The organism is Actinomadura physcomitrii, assembly GCF_008923205.2.
Lineage (GTDB): Bacteria > Actinomycetota > Actinomycetes > Streptosporangiales > Streptosporangiaceae > Spirillospora > Spirillospora physcomitrii.
The window spans coordinates 113762-130288 of record NZ_WBMS02000017.1; the positions used below are offsets into that span (position 1 = coordinate 113762).

General features: G+C 67.0%; 14 protein-coding genes. 13 read left to right on the plus strand and 1 reads right to left on the minus strand.

The window, feature by feature from the left end; all coding sequences use genetic code 11:
- Positions 1-17 precede the first annotated feature (17 nt).
- The 12 genes from F8568_RS22370 (at position 18) to F8568_RS22425 (ending at position 14343) form a co-directional block, all read left to right on the plus strand.
- Entirely contained in the window at positions 18-1817 is a 1800-nt protein-coding gene (locus tag F8568_RS22370; protein ID WP_151594815.1) for a S9 family peptidase, read from the plus strand.
- Positions 1814-3061, plus strand: a complete 1248-nt coding sequence (locus F8568_RS22375; RefSeq protein ID WP_151594814.1) for an MFS transporter — start codon at positions 1814-1816, stop codon at positions 3059-3061. Before F8568_RS22370 ends, F8568_RS22375 begins: the two co-directional genes overlap by 4 nt.
- A gap of 38 nt (positions 3062-3099) precedes the next feature.
- Positions 3100-4101, plus strand: a complete 1002-nt coding sequence (locus tag F8568_RS22380; RefSeq protein ID WP_151594813.1) for a helix-turn-helix domain-containing protein — start codon at positions 3100-3102, stop codon at positions 4099-4101.
- Positions 4102-4843: 742 nt separating this feature from the next.
- Positions 4844-5422: a hypothetical protein gene (locus F8568_RS22385; protein ID WP_151594812.1), complete on the plus strand. Its 579-nt coding sequence runs from the start codon at positions 4844-4846 to the stop codon at positions 5420-5422.
- A 481-nt stretch (positions 5423-5903) separates the two neighbouring features.
- Positions 5904-6236, plus strand: a complete 333-nt coding sequence (locus F8568_RS22390) for a hypothetical protein (protein WP_151594811.1) — start codon at positions 5904-5906, stop codon at positions 6234-6236.
- A 16-nt stretch (positions 6237-6252) separates the two neighbouring features.
- Positions 6253-8034, plus strand: a complete 1782-nt coding sequence (locus F8568_RS22395) for a relaxase/mobilization nuclease domain-containing protein (RefSeq protein WP_151594810.1) — start codon at positions 6253-6255, stop codon at positions 8032-8034.
- A 136-nt stretch (positions 8035-8170) separates the two neighbouring features.
- Positions 8171-8467: a hypothetical protein gene (locus tag F8568_RS22400; protein ID WP_151594809.1), complete on the plus strand. Its 297-nt coding sequence runs from the start codon at positions 8171-8173 to the stop codon at positions 8465-8467.
- A gap of 23 nt (positions 8468-8490) precedes the next feature.
- A complete protein-coding gene (locus F8568_RS22405; protein ID WP_151594808.1) occupies positions 8491-9405 on the plus strand; it encodes a DUF2637 domain-containing protein in 915 nt (304 codons plus the stop codon).
- Positions 9405-11378: a toprim domain-containing protein gene (locus F8568_RS22410; protein ID WP_151594807.1), complete on the plus strand. Its 1974-nt coding sequence runs from the start codon at positions 9405-9407 to the stop codon at positions 11376-11378. Before F8568_RS22405 ends, F8568_RS22410 begins: the two co-directional genes overlap by 1 nt.
- On the plus strand, positions 11375-12262 hold the full coding sequence (locus F8568_RS22415; protein WP_151594806.1) for a hypothetical protein: 888 nt from the start codon (positions 11375-11377) through the stop codon (positions 12260-12262). Before F8568_RS22410 ends, F8568_RS22415 begins: the two co-directional genes overlap by 4 nt.
- A 14-nt stretch (positions 12263-12276) precedes the next feature.
- A complete protein-coding gene (locus tag F8568_RS22420) occupies positions 12277-12567 on the plus strand; it encodes a superinfection immunity protein (RefSeq protein ID WP_151594805.1) in 291 nt (96 codons plus the stop codon).
- A gap of 813 nt (positions 12568-13380) precedes the next feature.
- A complete protein-coding gene (locus F8568_RS22425; protein WP_151594804.1) occupies positions 13381-14343 on the plus strand; it encodes a hypothetical protein in 963 nt (320 codons plus the stop codon).
- Positions 14344-14423: 80 nt separating this feature from the next.
- Here F8568_RS22425 and F8568_RS22430 read toward each other — a convergent pair whose 3' ends face one another.
- Positions 14424-15083, minus strand: a complete 660-nt coding sequence (locus F8568_RS22430) for a hypothetical protein (protein ID WP_151594803.1) — start codon at positions 15081-15083, stop codon at positions 14424-14426.
- Positions 15084-15328: 245 nt separating this feature from the next.
- Between F8568_RS22430 and F8568_RS22435 the strand changes: the two genes are divergently transcribed.
- Positions 15329-16348 (plus strand): PIN domain-containing protein, encoded by a 1020-nt coding sequence (locus tag F8568_RS22435; RefSeq protein WP_202125114.1) that lies wholly within the window; start codon positions 15329-15331, stop codon positions 16346-16348.
- Positions 16349-16527: the final 179 nt, after the last annotated feature.

A 16527-nucleotide genomic window follows, 5' to 3' on the forward strand; every position in this document is an offset into this window, starting at 1 on the left:
CCAACCTGGAGCGCCCCATGCCCGAATACCTGGACTTCGTGCCCGAAGAGCGCTTCCGGCGGCACTTGGCGCTCTCGCCGGACGGGACGACCATCGCCTACTCCAGCAATGTCACCGGGTCCTTCGACCTGTGGACGATCCCGGTCGCCGGGGGCGCCGCCCGCAGGGTGGCCGGGCTGGACGAGCGGTCGGTGTGGCAGATCGCGTGGACGCCGGACGGCGGCAGCCTGGTCTTCACCGCCGACCGCAACGGCGACGAGCAGTACAGGATCTACCAGGTCGCCGCCGGCGGGGGAGATCCCGAGGAGGTCAGTTCGGGGCCGGACTGCCAGCGTGTGCTGGCCGACGACCCCTTCGACGCGGAGGGCCGCTTCCTGATCTACGGAGCCAACGACCGGGACCGCGCCGTCCAGGACATCCTCATCCGCGATCTGTCCGACGGCTCAGAACGCCGCATCGTCCCGCCCGCGGGAGTGATCTTCGCGCCGGTGCGGTTGTCGCCGTCCGGGCGATGGCTTTCTGCGACCGGAGCGCGATCGAACACCGATGTGGCCGCCTATCTGATCGACGTCGCCGGCCCCGGAGCCGAGCCCGTCTGCGTCACCGTGGAGTACGGCCACGGTCTGTTTGCCCCGGGCCCTTGGGCACCGGACTCCAGTGCCTTCTATCTCTGCACCGACGTGTGGGGGGAGTTCACCTCGATCGGCCGATACTCCATCGACGATGCCGGGCTGCGGCGCCTCACCACCGACGACTGGGATGTGGAACTTCTCGAGGCTGCCGGCGAAACTCTCGTGTGGTCACGTAACGAGGATGGACGTTCCGCACTGCAGGCCACCAAGAACGGCGCCCCACTGCTCCTTCCTGGGATCCCTCAGGGAGTCGTCGACGCGCTCAGCCTCACGCCTGATGCCGAGCAGATCGTCCTGCGGATCGACTCGGCGACCCGGCCCAGTGAGATCGGTGTCCTCGACATGGCAGGAGGCTTCAGGTACCTCACTGACAGCCGCCCGCCGGCCATGCGCGCTGTACAGCCGGTGGAGCCGGAGTCGATCACCTATCCGTCCGCGAATGGACGCCAGGTCCGCGCTTTCCTCTACCGTCCGCACTCGCCAGGACCCCATCCCGTCCTGCTGTCCATCCATGGCGGACCCGAGGCCCAGGAACGTCCCATCTACGCCTACTCGGGCCTGTACCAGCACCTGCTCGACCAGGGCATTGCGATCGTGGCCCCCAACATCGCCGGCTCCACCGGGTACGGGCTCACCTATCAGAAGCTCATCTACCGCGACTGGGGGGGCGTCGACCTCGAGGATCTCGACCACGCGGTGCGCCAGATCCAAGCCACGCCTGGTCTCGATCACGACCGCATCGCGGTGATGGGCGGTTCCTATGGCGGATTCGCGGCCCTTTCCTGTCTCTCTCGGCTGCCCTACCAGTGGGCCGCAGGCGTCTCCTTCTGCGGCCCTACCAACCTGGTCACCCTCGCGCAGGCCTGCCCTCCCACGTGGAAGAGCATCGTGGCGGCCGTGCTCGGCGACCCCGAAACCGATGCCGATCACCTCACCCGACGCTCGCCAGTGACCTACGCGGAAGCCATCACCGCGCCCCTGCTGGTCATCCAGGGCGCGCATGACCCACGGGTGCCGCAGAACGAGTCCGACCAGATCGTCGATCGGCTGCGTGACCGTGGCGTCAACGTGCGCTACGACATCTATTCCGACGAGGGCCACGGCTTCACGAACCGCAAGAACGAACTGAAGGCCTACGGCGACATCGCGCAGTTCATCGTCAAGCACTTGATCGGCGACAGATGAACAAACCACTCATCACCGGGATCTGCTCGCCGCTGGCCCTTCTGCGCGACCAATCCGTTGCCGGCCTGTTCGCCGCGCACTTGGTCTCCTGCTCCAGCATCGGCTTCGGGCAGCTCGCCCTGGCCTGGGGCACCATGCGAGAAGGCTACGGCGCCGGCGGCCTGTCCCTCGTCTTGGCCAGCAACGCCTTCCCCGCGCTGCTCATGATCTGCGGGGGCGTGATCGGAGACCGATTCCGCCGACACAAGGTCCTCGCCGGAGCCGAAGCCCTCACATGCGCTTCATGGCTTGCCATCGGTGCCGCCTTGGCCGCGCACGGGACATCGTTGCCGCTGCTGTGCACGCTCGCCGCTGTGGGAGGGACCGCCACAGCCCTCTACCTCCCCACGCTTCCGGGCCTCGTGGCCGACCTGCTGACCTCACGAGACCGGCCGGCCGGCAACGCCCTCATCAACCAGACACAGTCGGTCGGCCTGCTCATCGGCCTGGCGTCGTCCGGAGTGGTCGTCGCCACGATCGGCCCGGCGTGGGCGGCCTCGGCCAGGGGACTCCTCTGCGCCATCAGTGCCTTCCTTCTCAGTCGCCTCACCACCGGTCGCTCAAAGAGGATCGCCACCGGGCCGCTACGCGATCTCCGCGACGGGTGGCGTCACTTCGGCGAGCGCCCATGGGTCTGGATCATGACGTTGCAGTACACGGCGATCATCACCGCCTTGGCCTGCTACACAGAAGTTGCCGGCCCCCTCTACATGGCCGACGGACACGGGGACGCGCGAGCATGGGGAATCATCAGGGCCGGAGAACCTCTCGGTGCGTTGCTAGGCGCCACGCTAGGAGCGCGGTGGCGACCCGCTCACACCATCCTGACCGCCGCAGCGCTGCCGGCAGCGGTGTCGCTCCCCATGCTCGCGATGGGCAGCGGAGCATCATGGCAGGTCATCGCCATCAGCGCGACTGTTCCGGGGGTGACGCAAGCCGTCTACTACGTCCTATGGACGACCGCCCTGCAGGACAGCTTCCCTTCCGAGGCCCTGGTTCGAGTCAACAGCTGGAACATGGTGTCCAGCTACGCACTCATGCCGCTCACCATGTTGACCGCCGGGCCGCTCGCCAACCTCGTCGGTGCCCAGCACCTGGCCACCAGAGCCGGTCTCCTTGTCCTCACAGCGACCATTGCAACCCTGATCGTCCTTGGTACCGGCCCGCGAGCGAGGCTCTCCTTCCAGCGCTCACCTGTCGGCTGACCTGGGAGACGGCGCCTCTCCTCCAAGAAGGGAACACGATGACTCGCACGATCGAGGTCATCGCCAGGCAGCTGCTGGAAGGAATCGTCCGCGAAGACCTGCTGACCCTCTATGTCCGCCTCCTCGCAGCGGACGGCTGCCAGCACGATGAGGCGGCCGAGATCCTCGACGGGCAGCAGAACATCCAGCGCCTCATCGCCGCCGAGATGGCCACCTATGGTCCACCCGGTCCGGATAATTCTCACCGGCTGACGCCCAACCCTGTGGACGTGGTCCTTCAGCAAGCGCTGTCAGCCCTCGCCCGTGACGTGCTGGCCGACCATGAGCGCCTGTTCGAGGGCCACCGGCGCATGAACCGCGACCTGGTGTCCGCCACTTCGGCGACCGGCTCCTCAAACGATCAACTGGCACGCATCATCACCAACCCGGACGAGATCGCCGAACTGACGCGAATCCTGAAGCATTCCGCCGCACGCGAATGGCTGACGGTAAGCCACGACGTCTCACACGGCCCGGATATCGACCTGCCCGACGAGGCCACCGGTCACGCGATCGCGAGCGAGGCCACGCACAGAGCCATCTACCAGTCCAACAACGTCGAAGATCGGGCTGCGCGCGTACAAGTTGAGGCGATTGCGCAGGCCGGGGGAGAGGTCCGTTTCCTCCCCCGGACTGCGATGCGTATGAAGATCGCCGACGAAGTCGTCGCACTGATCCCGGTGATGCTGTCGGTTTCGGCGAGCGCCCTGCTGATTCGATCCTCGGTGATCGTCGGAGCCCTTCGTGAATACTTCGAACTCCTCTGGGAACGGGCCATCCCGTTCGCCGTGCCCGGCCGCAACACTGGAGACCTCACGCAAGAGCAGTTGAGGATTCTGCAACTCCTCGTCCAAGATCTGTCCGACGAAGCCGTCTCCGATCAGGTAGGGACGAGTCTCAGCACGGTCCGCCGACGCGTCTCTGAGATCCGAGCGTCCCTCGGCGCAGAGAACCGCTTTCAGGTGGGCGTGGAAGCGGTTCGGCGAGGGCTGGTGGGCTAAAGCCAGAAGCACGGGAAGCCGCGATCGCCGGTGCCTCCGAGCCCCGGACGAGCACGCGCGCCGTCCGTACGCTGTGGTCACGACGAACGCCAAGCGCCATTGGGACCATTTGGATGGCAGATCTCTCTCCTCCCGGTGGCACCGTACTGCCGCAGTCTCCCTGAGCGATAGCTGCGCTCCCGCCAGCGCGGAAGTATTGGAGGGCTGGGCTTGCTCGCTGGCCTCTCAACACATCCCTCAACGAGCCCGGCTCGTGCTGTTGTGTTGCCTCAGGACAACACCAGCGACGGCCAGACGGTCCCCGGTGTGGCGGGAACCTTCCGGCTGCCGCCCGCCTGCTCAGCGCCGCCGGCGACGACGTGTTACCGCTATGTGGGTTGCCGAGTTCGAGGCGGTCTTCTCCGCTCTCTTCGTGATCGACGAGGGCAGCCCGCTCGCTCGGGGCGAGCGTCCGTACCCAGGCTGATAGCGTCCACGAGGGCGGTGGCCACGACCAACAGGCCGGTCGGCGCCTCGGCGGTCTGCACGATCCGGGCGCTTCGAAACCGCTATTTGCGGTCTCGCCTCCGCTGGCCGGAGTGCGACACGCCGGCCAGGGAGCTGGCGTTACCTCAGCTTGCCGGAGATTATGGAGCGCAAACGCCCTGACAGAACTTCAGTTCGCGTCAGGCGCTGCTATCTGCCGTCTATAGAGAGGAGCCCTTCATGTTCGCATCGCCAACGAGTCGGAGGACTCCACTACATGGTCGATCACGAAACCCCCACAGATGAGCGCACCGAGCTCCTCGCAGGCGAGCTGCATGAACGCGCTCGCACGCTCAACCACCTGACCCAGGGCACGCCTGGCCTGACGCGGCCGGAGGCCGCCTGCACGATCGCAGGCAACCTGGCTCAGACCGCGTTCCGCCTCGCCAAGACCGCCGAACAGCTGGACGCCTTCCTCCACCGGGAGCTTGATGCTGGAAGGCTCGTGCATGAGCGCGGCGACGGTCTCCTCCCAACCGCCCTGAAGGCGCACGATGCTCTGGCCGCCGCATGCGAGCAGTCCATGAACCTCGGCGAATCCTTCCGCGGCGTGCAGGGAGCCCTCGCCGCCATCCGCGGCATCGATGCCGATTCCGAAACCCCGCAACGGGCTCAGGGCGAAACCGAGCTGCGGGTGGAGGAACAGACAGACCAGGCAACCGCTTCCGACATCCAGCCGGCGGCCAGGGACTTCCCCCGAAGCATCGGAGACGTTTTGTCTGGCCCTCCAGCAGCCCCGTCCTCACCAAGCCATCGCCCGAGCTCCAAGCCGCCGTCTCCGCGCAGGGAGATGTAACTCGGCAGTGGTGGTGCCTGAATCAGCTTCTGGGTTCGGCTTCGAGCGCCGGACCGTGGGTTGTTCCACGGAGGCGCAGCCGGTACCTGCGAGCGCGCCGTGCGCGGCCGGTAACTCGCGCGCGATGCCATCACCGCTACGCTCACCGGCGGTCAAGCCCGACAAGACTTCCATCGGCTGTCTGCCGTCAACCGGGCGACGAGGTCGTCCTTCGTCACCCCAACATTTCGCCTCTCCGCTGGCGATCGAGCATCGCCTCCGGATACCTGGCACGACACCGGTGCATTGGAGGACGACCTCTGCAGGCGCAGGGGCAAGATATGGAATTCGTGCACTTATTGGTTGCTGGACCGGGCGCGGTCCAGCACGGAGCAGTCGGATCGAGCGCGATCCGTGGGGGGTGGGGACGGTAGTCGAGAAGAGCAGCGGGCCGGCGCCGTTGAATCGGCGTGCGCATCGCAGTCCGCGTCGGGAACGGTCGGTGCGGTTCTCGTTGTCGGATGAAGAGCATGCGCTGGTGCGGGCAGCGGCAGCGGGGGAGCGGCTGGCGGTCGGTGCCTATGCGGCGCAGGCAGTGCTGGCCGCAGCTCGTGGCAGCGCGCTCCCGCAGTATGCGTTGTTGCGGGAGGCGCTGGCGACGGTGATGCACGCGGCTCAGCAGGTGCGGCGGATCGGGGTGAACCTCAATCAGGCCGTGGCCGCATCGAATGCGGGGGAGCCGCCGCTCCAGCTCCAGCGGTATGCCGAGGTCGCTGCGCGAGCGACCAGCAACCTGGATGCCCTGGCCCAAGAGGTGCGCCGATGCCTGCCGTGACGGCGGAAGTCGCCGATTGATCGGCAAGATCCTGCGGGGAAAGCGGGTCGAAGGCTTGATCCGGTACCTGTACGGGCCCGGGCGGCTGGGAGAGCATCACGATCCGCGCATCGTGGCGGGCTTCGACGAGCCGGACGAGTTGGAGCCCCCTATGAGGGCGGACGGTAGCCGGGACTTCCGGCGGCTGGATGGACTGCTCTCCCAGCCGCTCGCTCTGCTGGGCGAGCGCAACTACCGCAAACCGGTGTGGCATCTGGCGCTCCGCGCGGCGCCAGAGGACCCGATCCTGGACGATCACCAGTGGGCCGAGATCGCGAAAGAGATGATGGCTCGGACCGGGCTGGCGGCCGATGGGGACGATGACGCCGTCCGGTGGATCGCCGTCCGGCACGGCGAGGACCACATCCATGTGGTCGCGACGCTGTCTCGTATCGATGGTGTCCGTCCGGATGTGTGGAACGACGGGTACCGGGTTCGGGATGCCTGCCGGGCGATCGAGCGGCGTTGGGGGCTGCGGTCCACGGCCCCGGCGGACCGGACGGCGGCGCGGCGGCCCAAGCGCGCCGAGGCCGAGAAGGCCGCGCGATCGGGCCGCGAGGAGCCGGTGCGGGTGACGCTGTGGCGGCAGGTCGCCGCCGCGGCGGCGGGCGCACGGACCGAAGCCGATTTCTTCGCCGCCCTCGAGGCGGAAGGCGTTTTGGTCCGCAAGCGGTACAGCACTCGGTTCGCCCATCAGGTCACCGGCTATGCAGTCGCTCTGCCCGATGACCTGGCTTCGTCCGGGCAGCCGGTGTGGTTCGGCGGCGGGAAGCTGGCCGGCGATCTCACGCTGCCGAAGCTGCGGCTTCGCTGGGGTGCGGATGGTGCGGCTCGTCCGCTCGGCGGACGGCATGTCTCGGAGCGGACGGCACTCGCCGTTTTGCGGACGGCCGTCCGCCGCGCGGCGGACAGCGTCCGGACAACGGACAACTTCGTCCACGCGCTGGAAGAACAGGGGCTGCTCGTCCGATGCCGATTCAGCCGGCTCGAACCGGATCAGGTGACCGGATATGCAGTCGCTCTGCCCAGTGTCGAGGAGCTTGTCTGGTACGCCGGTGGCCATCTCGGTGCCGCCTACACGCTCCCTCGCCTCCAGCAGCGGTGGAATGCTTCAGGCGGCGATATCGGCCGGCCGGAAGACGAACTGACGGCCGAGGAGCGTCAGGCGTTCTATGACGACGCCGCTCGGGCGGCCGCGTATGCCACGGCCGAGATCCGGCGGTACATGGCCATCAATCCGTATGCCGCCGAAGACGCCTGCTGGGCTGCATCCGACGCCCTGCGTGTCGCCGCCAAAGTCACCGGCAACACCGACCTCCTCCAGGCTGCCGATGTCTACGACCGCGCAGCCCGCGCCCCGTATGGAAGCGTCCCGCGGCCCAGTTCCGCAGGAGGCGCGTTGCGCGCCGCGGCCGGTCTCCTCAGGCTGGGCGGAGTCCAGAACCGCACCACCGTTTCCATCCTCTTGCTGGTCAGTCGCCTCATCTCACTGCTGGAGACAGTTGCCGAGATCCGCCGACTCCAGCAACGCCAGGCCCAGGCCGACGCGGCACGCCTCGCTAACCGACACCTCGTCCGGGCAAGGATCGCGGCCGGCGGTCATCGTGGGTCACAGGCCGCCGAGCCCGCGCGGCCTTCCCAGGCCCAGTTGGCAATGGCCGCCTTCCCCAACCCCTGGGCCCCCATGAGCAACGGGCCTGCAGCCGGTCCGGCTTCGAACACGCCGAACCCCGGGCGAGGGCCGCGCCGAAGTCGTTGACCGTGTTGTCCGTAAGACGCCAACACGCCGAACATCCACTTTGATTGACGACCATCCCTGCGTGATTCATCTTGTTGATCACGGACTTTAGTTGATGACCTGTTGAGGTCTTCAACTGGCACGACTCGGGGGGACCATGAAGATGCAGGTAACGGCGCCCACACAGACTGAACTCGAGGAACGGCGTGCTCGCCTCCTCCGGCTTCACTGGGAGCTGAAGCGGATCGGCGCCTGCGTGCGCGCCCGAAAACCGCGCAACGGGCGCTGGCGGCTTCACATCCGACACGACGGCTGGTCGGAGACGGTCCTGTGCGCGGGAGCCGAAGGAACCTACGCCTACGTCACCGCACACGGCCGGCTGCTCGGAACGACGAACGAGGCACGGTACGTCGCGCGGCTGCTCGTCTGGATGGTCCAGAGGCGCCGCCGGTGAACCCGACTCAGCAACTCCAAGCAATGGCCGAAGGGAACGGTGCCAAGGCCGGGAGGCCGGCGCTGCCGAGTTCGCGAACTCCGGCGGCCGGAGTCGTCCAGTGGGGGATCGCCGGAGTCGCACCGCTGATCGTGACGCTGGCCGTGCTCGGCGGCCTCGGTTCTTACACCACGATCCGGCAGATGGCCGAGCCGCACTTCCGAGGGCTCGCGTGGATCGTCCCGGTCGGCATGGACCTCGGGATAGTGATCCTTCTGCTCTGGGACCTGCTCATGGAGTACCTCGACCTGCCCTGGCCGGTGCTGCGCTGGGTCGCCTGGATATACATCGCGGCCACCGTCCTGGTGAACGTGGCCGCCGCGCGCGGAGACCTCGCCGGAAGCGTCATGCACGCGGCCATGCCGGTCCTGTTCATCACGGTCGTCGAAGGGGTCCGGCACCTGATCCGCCGATGGGTCGGGTTGATGTCCCCTGACCGGGTGGAACGGGTCCCCGCGGCGCGCTGGGTTCTCGCACCGATCTCCAGCCTGCTGCTCTGGCGCCGCATGGTTCTCTGGCACGTCACCGAATACCGACAGGGGCTGGAACTGGAGCACCAGCACCTGATGGCCGTCTCGAAGCTCCAGGACGACTACGGCAGATGGTCGTGGCGATGGCACGCGCCGCTGGCCGATCGGCTCGCCCTCAAGCGCCTCGCCGCCCAGCCCACGGCGAACGACCCGAACGTAGGCGACCTCACCGACGACAAGCGTCAGGACGAGGAACTGATGGCGATCGCGCGGGAGTTACACCGCGAACTGGAGCGAGAAGGCGTCCAACTCGGCCGGGACCGGCTCGGCCGACGCCTGCGTAAGGCCGGCTACACGATCGCCAACGGCAAGCTCACGCAGATGATCGCCACCGTCCGTGAAGAGGCGGCAAGACGGGAGTCGCCGTGATGAGCCCATCCGACGACGACCAGCTCGCGCAAACGGAAGCATCGGAACGTCGACTCGCTTTCCTCCGCGGACTCGCCGACCACATGGTTGAGCGGCTTGCCGACGGACGTATGCACTGGGACGCCTGGCTGGAGCACGCCGGCCGTCATGGACGGCTCGGATTCACCAACACCCTCCTCATACCGGCTCAGCGCCCCTCGGCGACCGACGTCCGCCCATACGACGCATGGCAGGAGCAGCAACGGCAGGTCCGGCGCGGCGAGACCGGAATCCGGATCATGTCGACGTCCGGCAGACCCCGCACGGTCTTCGACATCGAACAGACCGATGGCGAAACGGTCGAAAAGGAGCGATGCAGCCCGTCCGAGGGCTTGCGGCGTCTCTCTCTGCTCGCCGCCGACCTCGGTCTCTACCTGGACCGCGGCCAGGGGTGGACGTATCTCGGGCGTCCCGACCGACGCGTCCCGATCGCTCCCGAGCTTGATGACACGACGGCAGCGACATTGCTTGCGCACCAACTTGCCCATGCTGTCGGGGCGGGCGGATCGAATGACACCATCACCATGGATACCGCCTCCTGCCATGGCGTCCGGCGGGTGGTGGCGGATTCGGTCGCGTACATCGTCCTGGCCAGCCTCGGGTTGGATGCCTCCCACCTGTCGTTCCCGCCTCCGCGGCGATGGGCGGGAACGGACGTCCGGACGGATTCAGCCGGCGCCGTCCGCGCAATCGGAGGACAGATCACCCACACGAGTGGGCAACTCCTGCGCAGGCTGCGCAACTCCGCCGAGACAACAGCGTTGTCGACGGAGCCCGCCAACCAGCAAACTCACCGTCCAACTGCGCCGCAAGCCAAGACCGCTCCGCGGGCACAAGACGACTCCGCGTCGCTCCGGGCTGCACTCGCCGAGGCACACCGCTTCTACCGTCGGAATCTGCCGGGAAGCTGGGGCGCCCGCTACCTGGCAGATCGTGGCTTCAGCACGGACGTCCAGGAGCAGTGGGAGATCGGTCTCTCACCTCGATCCCGCGATGCGCTAGTTCGGCATCTCCGTGAGCTGGGACATCTCGATCGGACACTGATCGAGGCGGGCCTCGCGAAACAGAGAGAAGGCGGGGATCTCTCCGATCTGTTTCGCGAGCGAGTCCTGTTCCCTCTCCGGGAGCTGGACGGCGCGATCGTCGGCTTCATCGGTCGGCGGCCTGACGGTGCCGGCGGCCCGAAGTACCTCAACACGCCCGAGACAGCCCTCTTCCACAAGAGCGCAGTTCTCTTCGGCCTGCACGAGGGGCGTGGTCGGCTCGCAGGTCGTGCACGCCCCCTCCTGGTCGAAGGGCCGCTTGACGCAATTGCGGTCGGCGTGGCCATGCCGGATGCGTACGTCGCGGTCGCCACCTGCGGCACGGCGGTCACGGCCGAACAAGTCGAGGCGATCGCCGTCCACGCCGACCTCGAATCCGCCGGCCTGGTCATCGCGCTCGATGGCGACCCAGCAGGGCGGGCAGGAGCGCTCCGAGCGTGGAAGGCCGTGCGTCGCATCACCGGACCGGTCGAGGTGGCCGTGCTTCCGCAGGGCCAAGACCCAGCCGAGATCCTCTCGCAGCCAGGACAATCGACTGTCTCCGAAGCGTTACTTTCTGCAATACCGCTCTCTGACCTGCTGATAGATGAGAGAATCCAGAGGTTCGGAGCCCTGGAGTTCGCCGAGACCCGACTGGCCGCAGCGCAAGCCGCTGCCGCCCTCATCGCCGGACTCCCGCCCCGCCACATCGCACGACAGGTCACCCGAGTCGCAGACCGCACCGGCGTGGAGCCGGCCGAAGTCACAGCTCTCGTCACCGCGGCGATCAGCCCGGGCCCGAGCCGGGACGTCTCGCTACCCCCGCTGGCCAGCCCGGAACAGCAAGAGCCTCCCAGCCGAGCCGCCTCACGCGCGGCAGCTCACCAACGCACTCACCGGAGAACAGCATGAACCAGCAGCACCCTGACCCGATCGCAGAAGGACTCCAGCACGGCGGGCAACGACTCGTCCAGATCGTCTCCGTCGTGGTCGGGGCACAACAGGCCCTCGCACATCGAAGGCATCGGTTAGAACTCGTCCGGCGGGTCCAGGACGAAGCCGTCCGTCGAGCCGAAGAGCACGCTGAGCGGACGGCATCGGCCGAGGCCCGAGCACGCTGGTCGCGCGCCCACGACCGCAAGTGGCTTCGCGATGCGAAGCTACTGGATGTCGCGGAAGTATGGGGCGCCGCAGTGCCCTACGCCCCGACCAACGAGTCCGCGGCCCGTGCCCTCGGCAAGTGCGAGGAGCGCCTCCGCGACCTGCACCCGCACGCGGTGAGCCACTACGATCGGCACCGCGGTGAAGGCAGGCAACCGCTCGAAGCCATGACGCTGGCCGCCCCCTTCTTCAGCCGCGACCCCAACGTCCGCACTGGGGACCCAGCGCCCCGCCGCGAAGAACTCTCGGAAGGCACCGGCGCAGAGTGGACGACGCGGCTCCACGGCCCTGACCGCGGTGAATGGGAACGGGCCCGCCAGGAGCAGCGCGCGACCCAACTAGCAGACCAGCTCAGAGCCAGGTTCCAGAGCGACGGGCGCACACCCAACCCTGAGGAGCTGCGCACGGTCCTGGAAATCACCACCAATCTGCCCGAAGACATCATCGCCAAAGCCGTCCCGATGACCCGGCAGACCCACCCCGGCAGGGGAGCGGACGTGGAACGAGCGGCCGAAGACTTCCCGCTCTCGATCGACGAGGCACTGGAGATGAGCGCGAGCCGCCCCTTCGAAACAGCAGCCGCCCACCGGCCTACCACGCAGGCTCCCGACCGGAACCGCCGACGCAACCTCTGACCGAAGGACGAGACATGACCGCCATCGAGAACAGCCCGTTCTTCTGGCTCGCGCTGATCGGCATCCTCGTGTTCGTCTCAGCGCTGCCCACCCTGATCGCGATCGCCCGCGGCGCGGACGACATCAGCTACCTCATCCTGCTCAACGTGATCTGCTGCGCCACCGTCTTCGGTTGGCCGATCGCACTGATCACCGCGATCAGGTGGCCCCGCCGTTACCCGCGTCCTCCAGCGGCGACGCACCGGTACCCGCCTCCGGCTGCAGGCCGGCACAGGCACACACAGCGACGAGCGCCCTATGCGTGAAGACGTCAGCGATGACGGACGGCTCTTGCGCAGACGCAGCATCACCAGCGCGCCGGGGAGACTGACAGGGCACGTCATCAAGGAACGCCGCCCTTTGTGGCTGCCAACCCCCACAAACGCCGCACTGTTCGCTGGCGCCGGTGCCCTCCCGGGCTCAGGCTGACCAGGGACACTGGGCCGGTCGCTACTCGGCACCGACGATCTGCGGGCCGATCGGCCGATCGCCAGTAGGTACGCGATGAAGACCAGCGCGGTCACCGGGCTCGGGCGCCGATGGCGTCCAGGGCGGCTTTGAGGTCGGCCAATTCCAGATTCGGTCAGGTCGGCGTTTCCGGCCTGCTCTGATGGGGTGTTGAGACCGCCCAGATGGAGCATGACACGGTGGTAACCGCCCTCCTTCCGACTCTTGGACAGCGCAGTGAGAAGTGCCGCGCGGTCTTGGAAGCTCGAACGGAGGGCGTCCTCCTCGGTGATCTCCTTGGGCGTGACAGCCATGACCGAGTCGATGATGACGATCCCCGCCCAGGTGCGCTGGGTGCTCCCCGCGCGGCTCCGGGGCTCGGCCCACCCCGGAACACCCAGTCGATCCGCCCGCCCGCGATCCTCTCAAGGATCTTCCGCCTGAACAGCACCGGTCCCTTCAACGCCCCCTTCCCCTTCTGCAATCTTCTTCGGATGTACACAGGAGAGGCCACAAGGACCGCCGCCGACCTCCATCTCGGCAGGAGACGCGATGTGTCCGGTTGAGGTCTGAACGTGGCCGTCTCCATGAGCGACACGCCACGATGGTCCCCCGGATCGCGAGGAGACAGCATGAGCCAGGACGACAGGAAACTCGTCTTGTTCGCGGCCGCCGTGCTGTTGGTGATGTGCGTCCTACCCGCAGGTCTGCTGCTTGGGCCGCTCCACCTGGGGGATGGGGAGGCGGCGCGGCTTGCAGCCGTGCTCACGTTTGTCGGCGTTCTGGTGACCGCGTCGGTGACGCTGATCGGGTTCATGGTGAACCGCCAGACCGAGCACCGGCTGCAGACGGAAAAGGCCGAACAGAGCCGTCAGCTCAGATTGGACTCTGCGATGCGCGCGGGGCAGCTGATCGCCCCCGCCGACGGGAGCTCCTCCGACCCGGCCGCGCTGGCCTCCGGGCTCCTGGCGCTCACCAAGCTCGACAACGCCGATCTCGCCGTGACTCTGCTGGTCGACCTGTGGTCATCCGAGAATCCGCGTGTGTCCCATGAGACCGCCGTGCTCGTCATCGATGCGGCACTCCGCTCGCCATCGTCCAACGCGCAGCTCATCGCCGCCGAGCTGCTGTGCCGCCACTCGACCCGCCTCAATCCCTGTCAGTCCCTGCACTGGCCGAGCGCAGTAGAGGGCTGCTGGGTGCCTAAACTCAGCCCACGGGCCAAGCTGCTGCTGGTCGAGGCACTGGTAAACATGACACTCGCCGGACCGACCAATGAGAGCGCCCTGCGCGCGGTCGCCGTCCGCCTCTACGGCATCTGGCGCGACGATCCCGACGACCGTGTACGGGGCTGCATCGGCAAGCTCATCGACTCACTGATCAGCAGGCTCAACGATCTCGGCTACAAGGACTTCATGCAGGGCACCCAACAAGTCATGCTCAACGAGTTGCGAGAGGCCGCTCGAAGCAGGAACGAAAACCCGGACGGCTACCTCGACCGGTTGTCGACCCGCTTCGCCGCCGACCTCCGCGACTGGGCCCAGCGATGCGGAGGACTGCCCACAGAACACGGATGCCTCGCCACAGCCGACTGACCGAAACCGCCGGGTATCACAAGCGCACGAGTCCGCTTGAGGGGCCAGCCGACGCTGTGCGCGGCATGAGCGTGCACGGCTCACGGCTGTACGGGTACCGGTTTGACGCGTACGACCAGCACGTCGTTGTGGAGTTTGTCCGGGTTGAGGGCGAGCTCTGCCCATAGTGCCGTGGCTGCAAGGAGATTCATGGGTTTATGCGGAGCGCAACGCACGCCGAAGCCAGCGGGCCGCCATCGCAGACGCTCGACCATGGCACGCCCGGCCGCGCTCGCATCCGCGGCATGCTGTCCGGCCGCGACCGGAACAGGCCTTCCGGCGCCCGAGACGAGCGCCTCAGCGAGCAGAAGCCGAGCCCTGCCCGCCTGCCGCTGGTCGGGTTGCGTCGTCACCATCAGATCGGGTGTCACCGCTGCCAAGCGACTCAGTATCCACCCCGCCTGGGCCAGGCCGGTGGCGAGCACGCCGGCGCCTGTGCCTGCCGACCATGGTCGGTTACCTTCACCCTCCCGGGCCTTGCCCAACCAACGCCAACGGGTGTCGTCGGCGTCCGGAACCGGGACCGACCTCGGCGACTCAAGGAGCAGCACCGCACGCCGGTTGTCTGCGAATCCGGCTGCCATGCGTTCCATCGCGCTGTTGGGGTCCCTGCCTTCGGCGATCGTGTCCTGAATCGGAACGTCGAACGCCGCCCATGCGAACTTCGACGGCGACTTCACCGATCCGATGTCCACCGCCACCACACGAGGTCCCATAGCCAGCGATCGAACCACCCTTTCAAGATCGACTGCGCGCCACCCATACCACCAAAGGCCTCGGCGCCGGTCCGTCGCAACCGTGACCGTCGAACTCATCGATCGTTGACCATCGTCGGTGAACCTCGGCGCGTGCGAGCAGCGGCATGAGCGGACGTCTCTCGCTGTCCGGAGTGGTCGTGGTGCCAAACCCCGTGGAGACTGTCGCTGGTGGCCGCTACCGTGACCGTATGGAGAGTCTGTCCACAGGGTTGCCGAGCCCGGCCCACCTCGACCCCTATGGCAGCATGAACCCAAGGTTCCTCGGCATTGTAGATACCTGCGCCCTGCTCAGCAGCATCCGCAACGACGTGGAGCATGGTCCACAATGGCGGTCGCGTTTGCTTCGCATGACCGACGCCGGAACAGCCTTGCTCTACGCCTCCGACCACGTGTACGCCGAGGTATACCGGCGACTTCCCAAGATTGCGCAGACCAGTTCGGCTTCGGTCGAAGCCCTCCGCCAGCACTTCGAACGGGCGTACCTACCGGTACTGCACTTCGTCACCGTCGAGGGTGGGGCCTCGGATGATCCGCAAGTATTGGCCATCACGGACCCCGACGATGTGCCGACCGGAGAGCTCGCCAAGCTCATCGCACCTTGCGTTGTGTTCTCCGAGGACCGGCACCTGCGCAAACCCGGATTAGCTCCTAGCCGCTGGCGCGAGGTAGCCCGTGCCGGCGTCGATCTCCAAGAAGCCGAGTCCAAAAGAGACGCCACAAGTCGCGTCGTTGCCCTACCTCTCATCGGAATGATGGGGCTCGTCAAGGTGGCAGCCCGGCGGATCGAGGTCTCGCCCTGGCTACTCGGCGGCTCGCTCCTTGCCGCAACTACGCTTTTTCTACGGAAACCTCCCCGCAGGAAACGCGTGGGACAGTACGCGACAACCTTCTTTGAAGCACTGGCCGCTGAGTACGAGCAGGCGACACAGTTGGAGCAGCGGAGCCTTCGCGCAATTCGGCTAGTGATGCTGTCCCCACCAGCCGAACCTTCGCTGAAGCAGCAAATAGCAATCGTGCTGGCCCGAGAGCGCCAACCGCTGTTAGCTCGAGAGATCCACGAACTAGCCCAACAACACTTTCAAGATCCCCTTGCCCTCAGCCTCAGCGAAGTGCGAGCAGCGCTCGCTAACGGGCCGGAGTTCGTGCAGTCTGAGCGCAATCGCTGGTCATTCGGACGGCAGGCGGCACCATGGCAAGGGGTGCTCTGACCCATTAGGAGGCCGCTCCCTTTCAAGCCGGGGAGCGCAAGTGATGCCACAGGCAGTCCTGGAACTTCCGTTGCGCGCGGTTGCGCATGCTGGATGCCTGGCCCTCCAGCTCCGATGGTGGCCATGGCGGCTACCATCGCGGCACGCAGGATGCAAGCTCGATCTCTCTCGTGAGGCAA

What these genes read in the sequence shown, in the direction of transcription:
- F8568_RS22370 (WP_151594815.1), top strand. Translation starts at nt 18, where the DNA reads ATGCCCGAATACCTGGACTTCGTGCCCGAAGAGCGCTTCCGGCGGCAC.
- F8568_RS22375 (WP_151594814.1), top strand. Translation starts at nt 1,814, where the DNA reads ATGAACAAACCACTCATCACCGGGATCTGCTCGCCGCTGGCCCTTCTG.
- F8568_RS22380 (WP_151594813.1), top strand. Translation starts at nt 3,100, where the DNA reads ATGACTCGCACGATCGAGGTCATCGCCAGGCAGCTGCTGGAAGGAATC.
- F8568_RS22385 (WP_151594812.1), top strand. Translation starts at nt 4,844, where the DNA reads ATGGTCGATCACGAAACCCCCACAGATGAGCGCACCGAGCTCCTCGCA.
- F8568_RS22400 (WP_151594809.1), top strand. Translation starts at nt 8,171, where the DNA reads ATGAAGATGCAGGTAACGGCGCCCACACAGACTGAACTCGAGGAACGG.
- F8568_RS22405 (WP_151594808.1), top strand. Translation starts at nt 8,491, where the DNA reads ATGGCCGAAGGGAACGGTGCCAAGGCCGGGAGGCCGGCGCTGCCGAGT.
- F8568_RS22410 (WP_151594807.1), top strand. Translation starts at nt 9,405, where the DNA reads ATGAGCCCATCCGACGACGACCAGCTCGCGCAAACGGAAGCATCGGAA.
- F8568_RS22415 (WP_151594806.1), top strand. Translation starts at nt 11,375, where the DNA reads ATGAACCAGCAGCACCCTGACCCGATCGCAGAAGGACTCCAGCACGGC.
- F8568_RS22420 (WP_151594805.1), top strand. Translation starts at nt 12,277, where the DNA reads ATGACCGCCATCGAGAACAGCCCGTTCTTCTGGCTCGCGCTGATCGGC.
- F8568_RS22425 (WP_151594804.1), top strand. Translation starts at nt 13,381, where the DNA reads ATGAGCCAGGACGACAGGAAACTCGTCTTGTTCGCGGCCGCCGTGCTG.
- F8568_RS22435 (WP_202125114.1), top strand. Translation starts at nt 15,329, where the DNA reads ATGGAGAGTCTGTCCACAGGGTTGCCGAGCCCGGCCCACCTCGACCCC.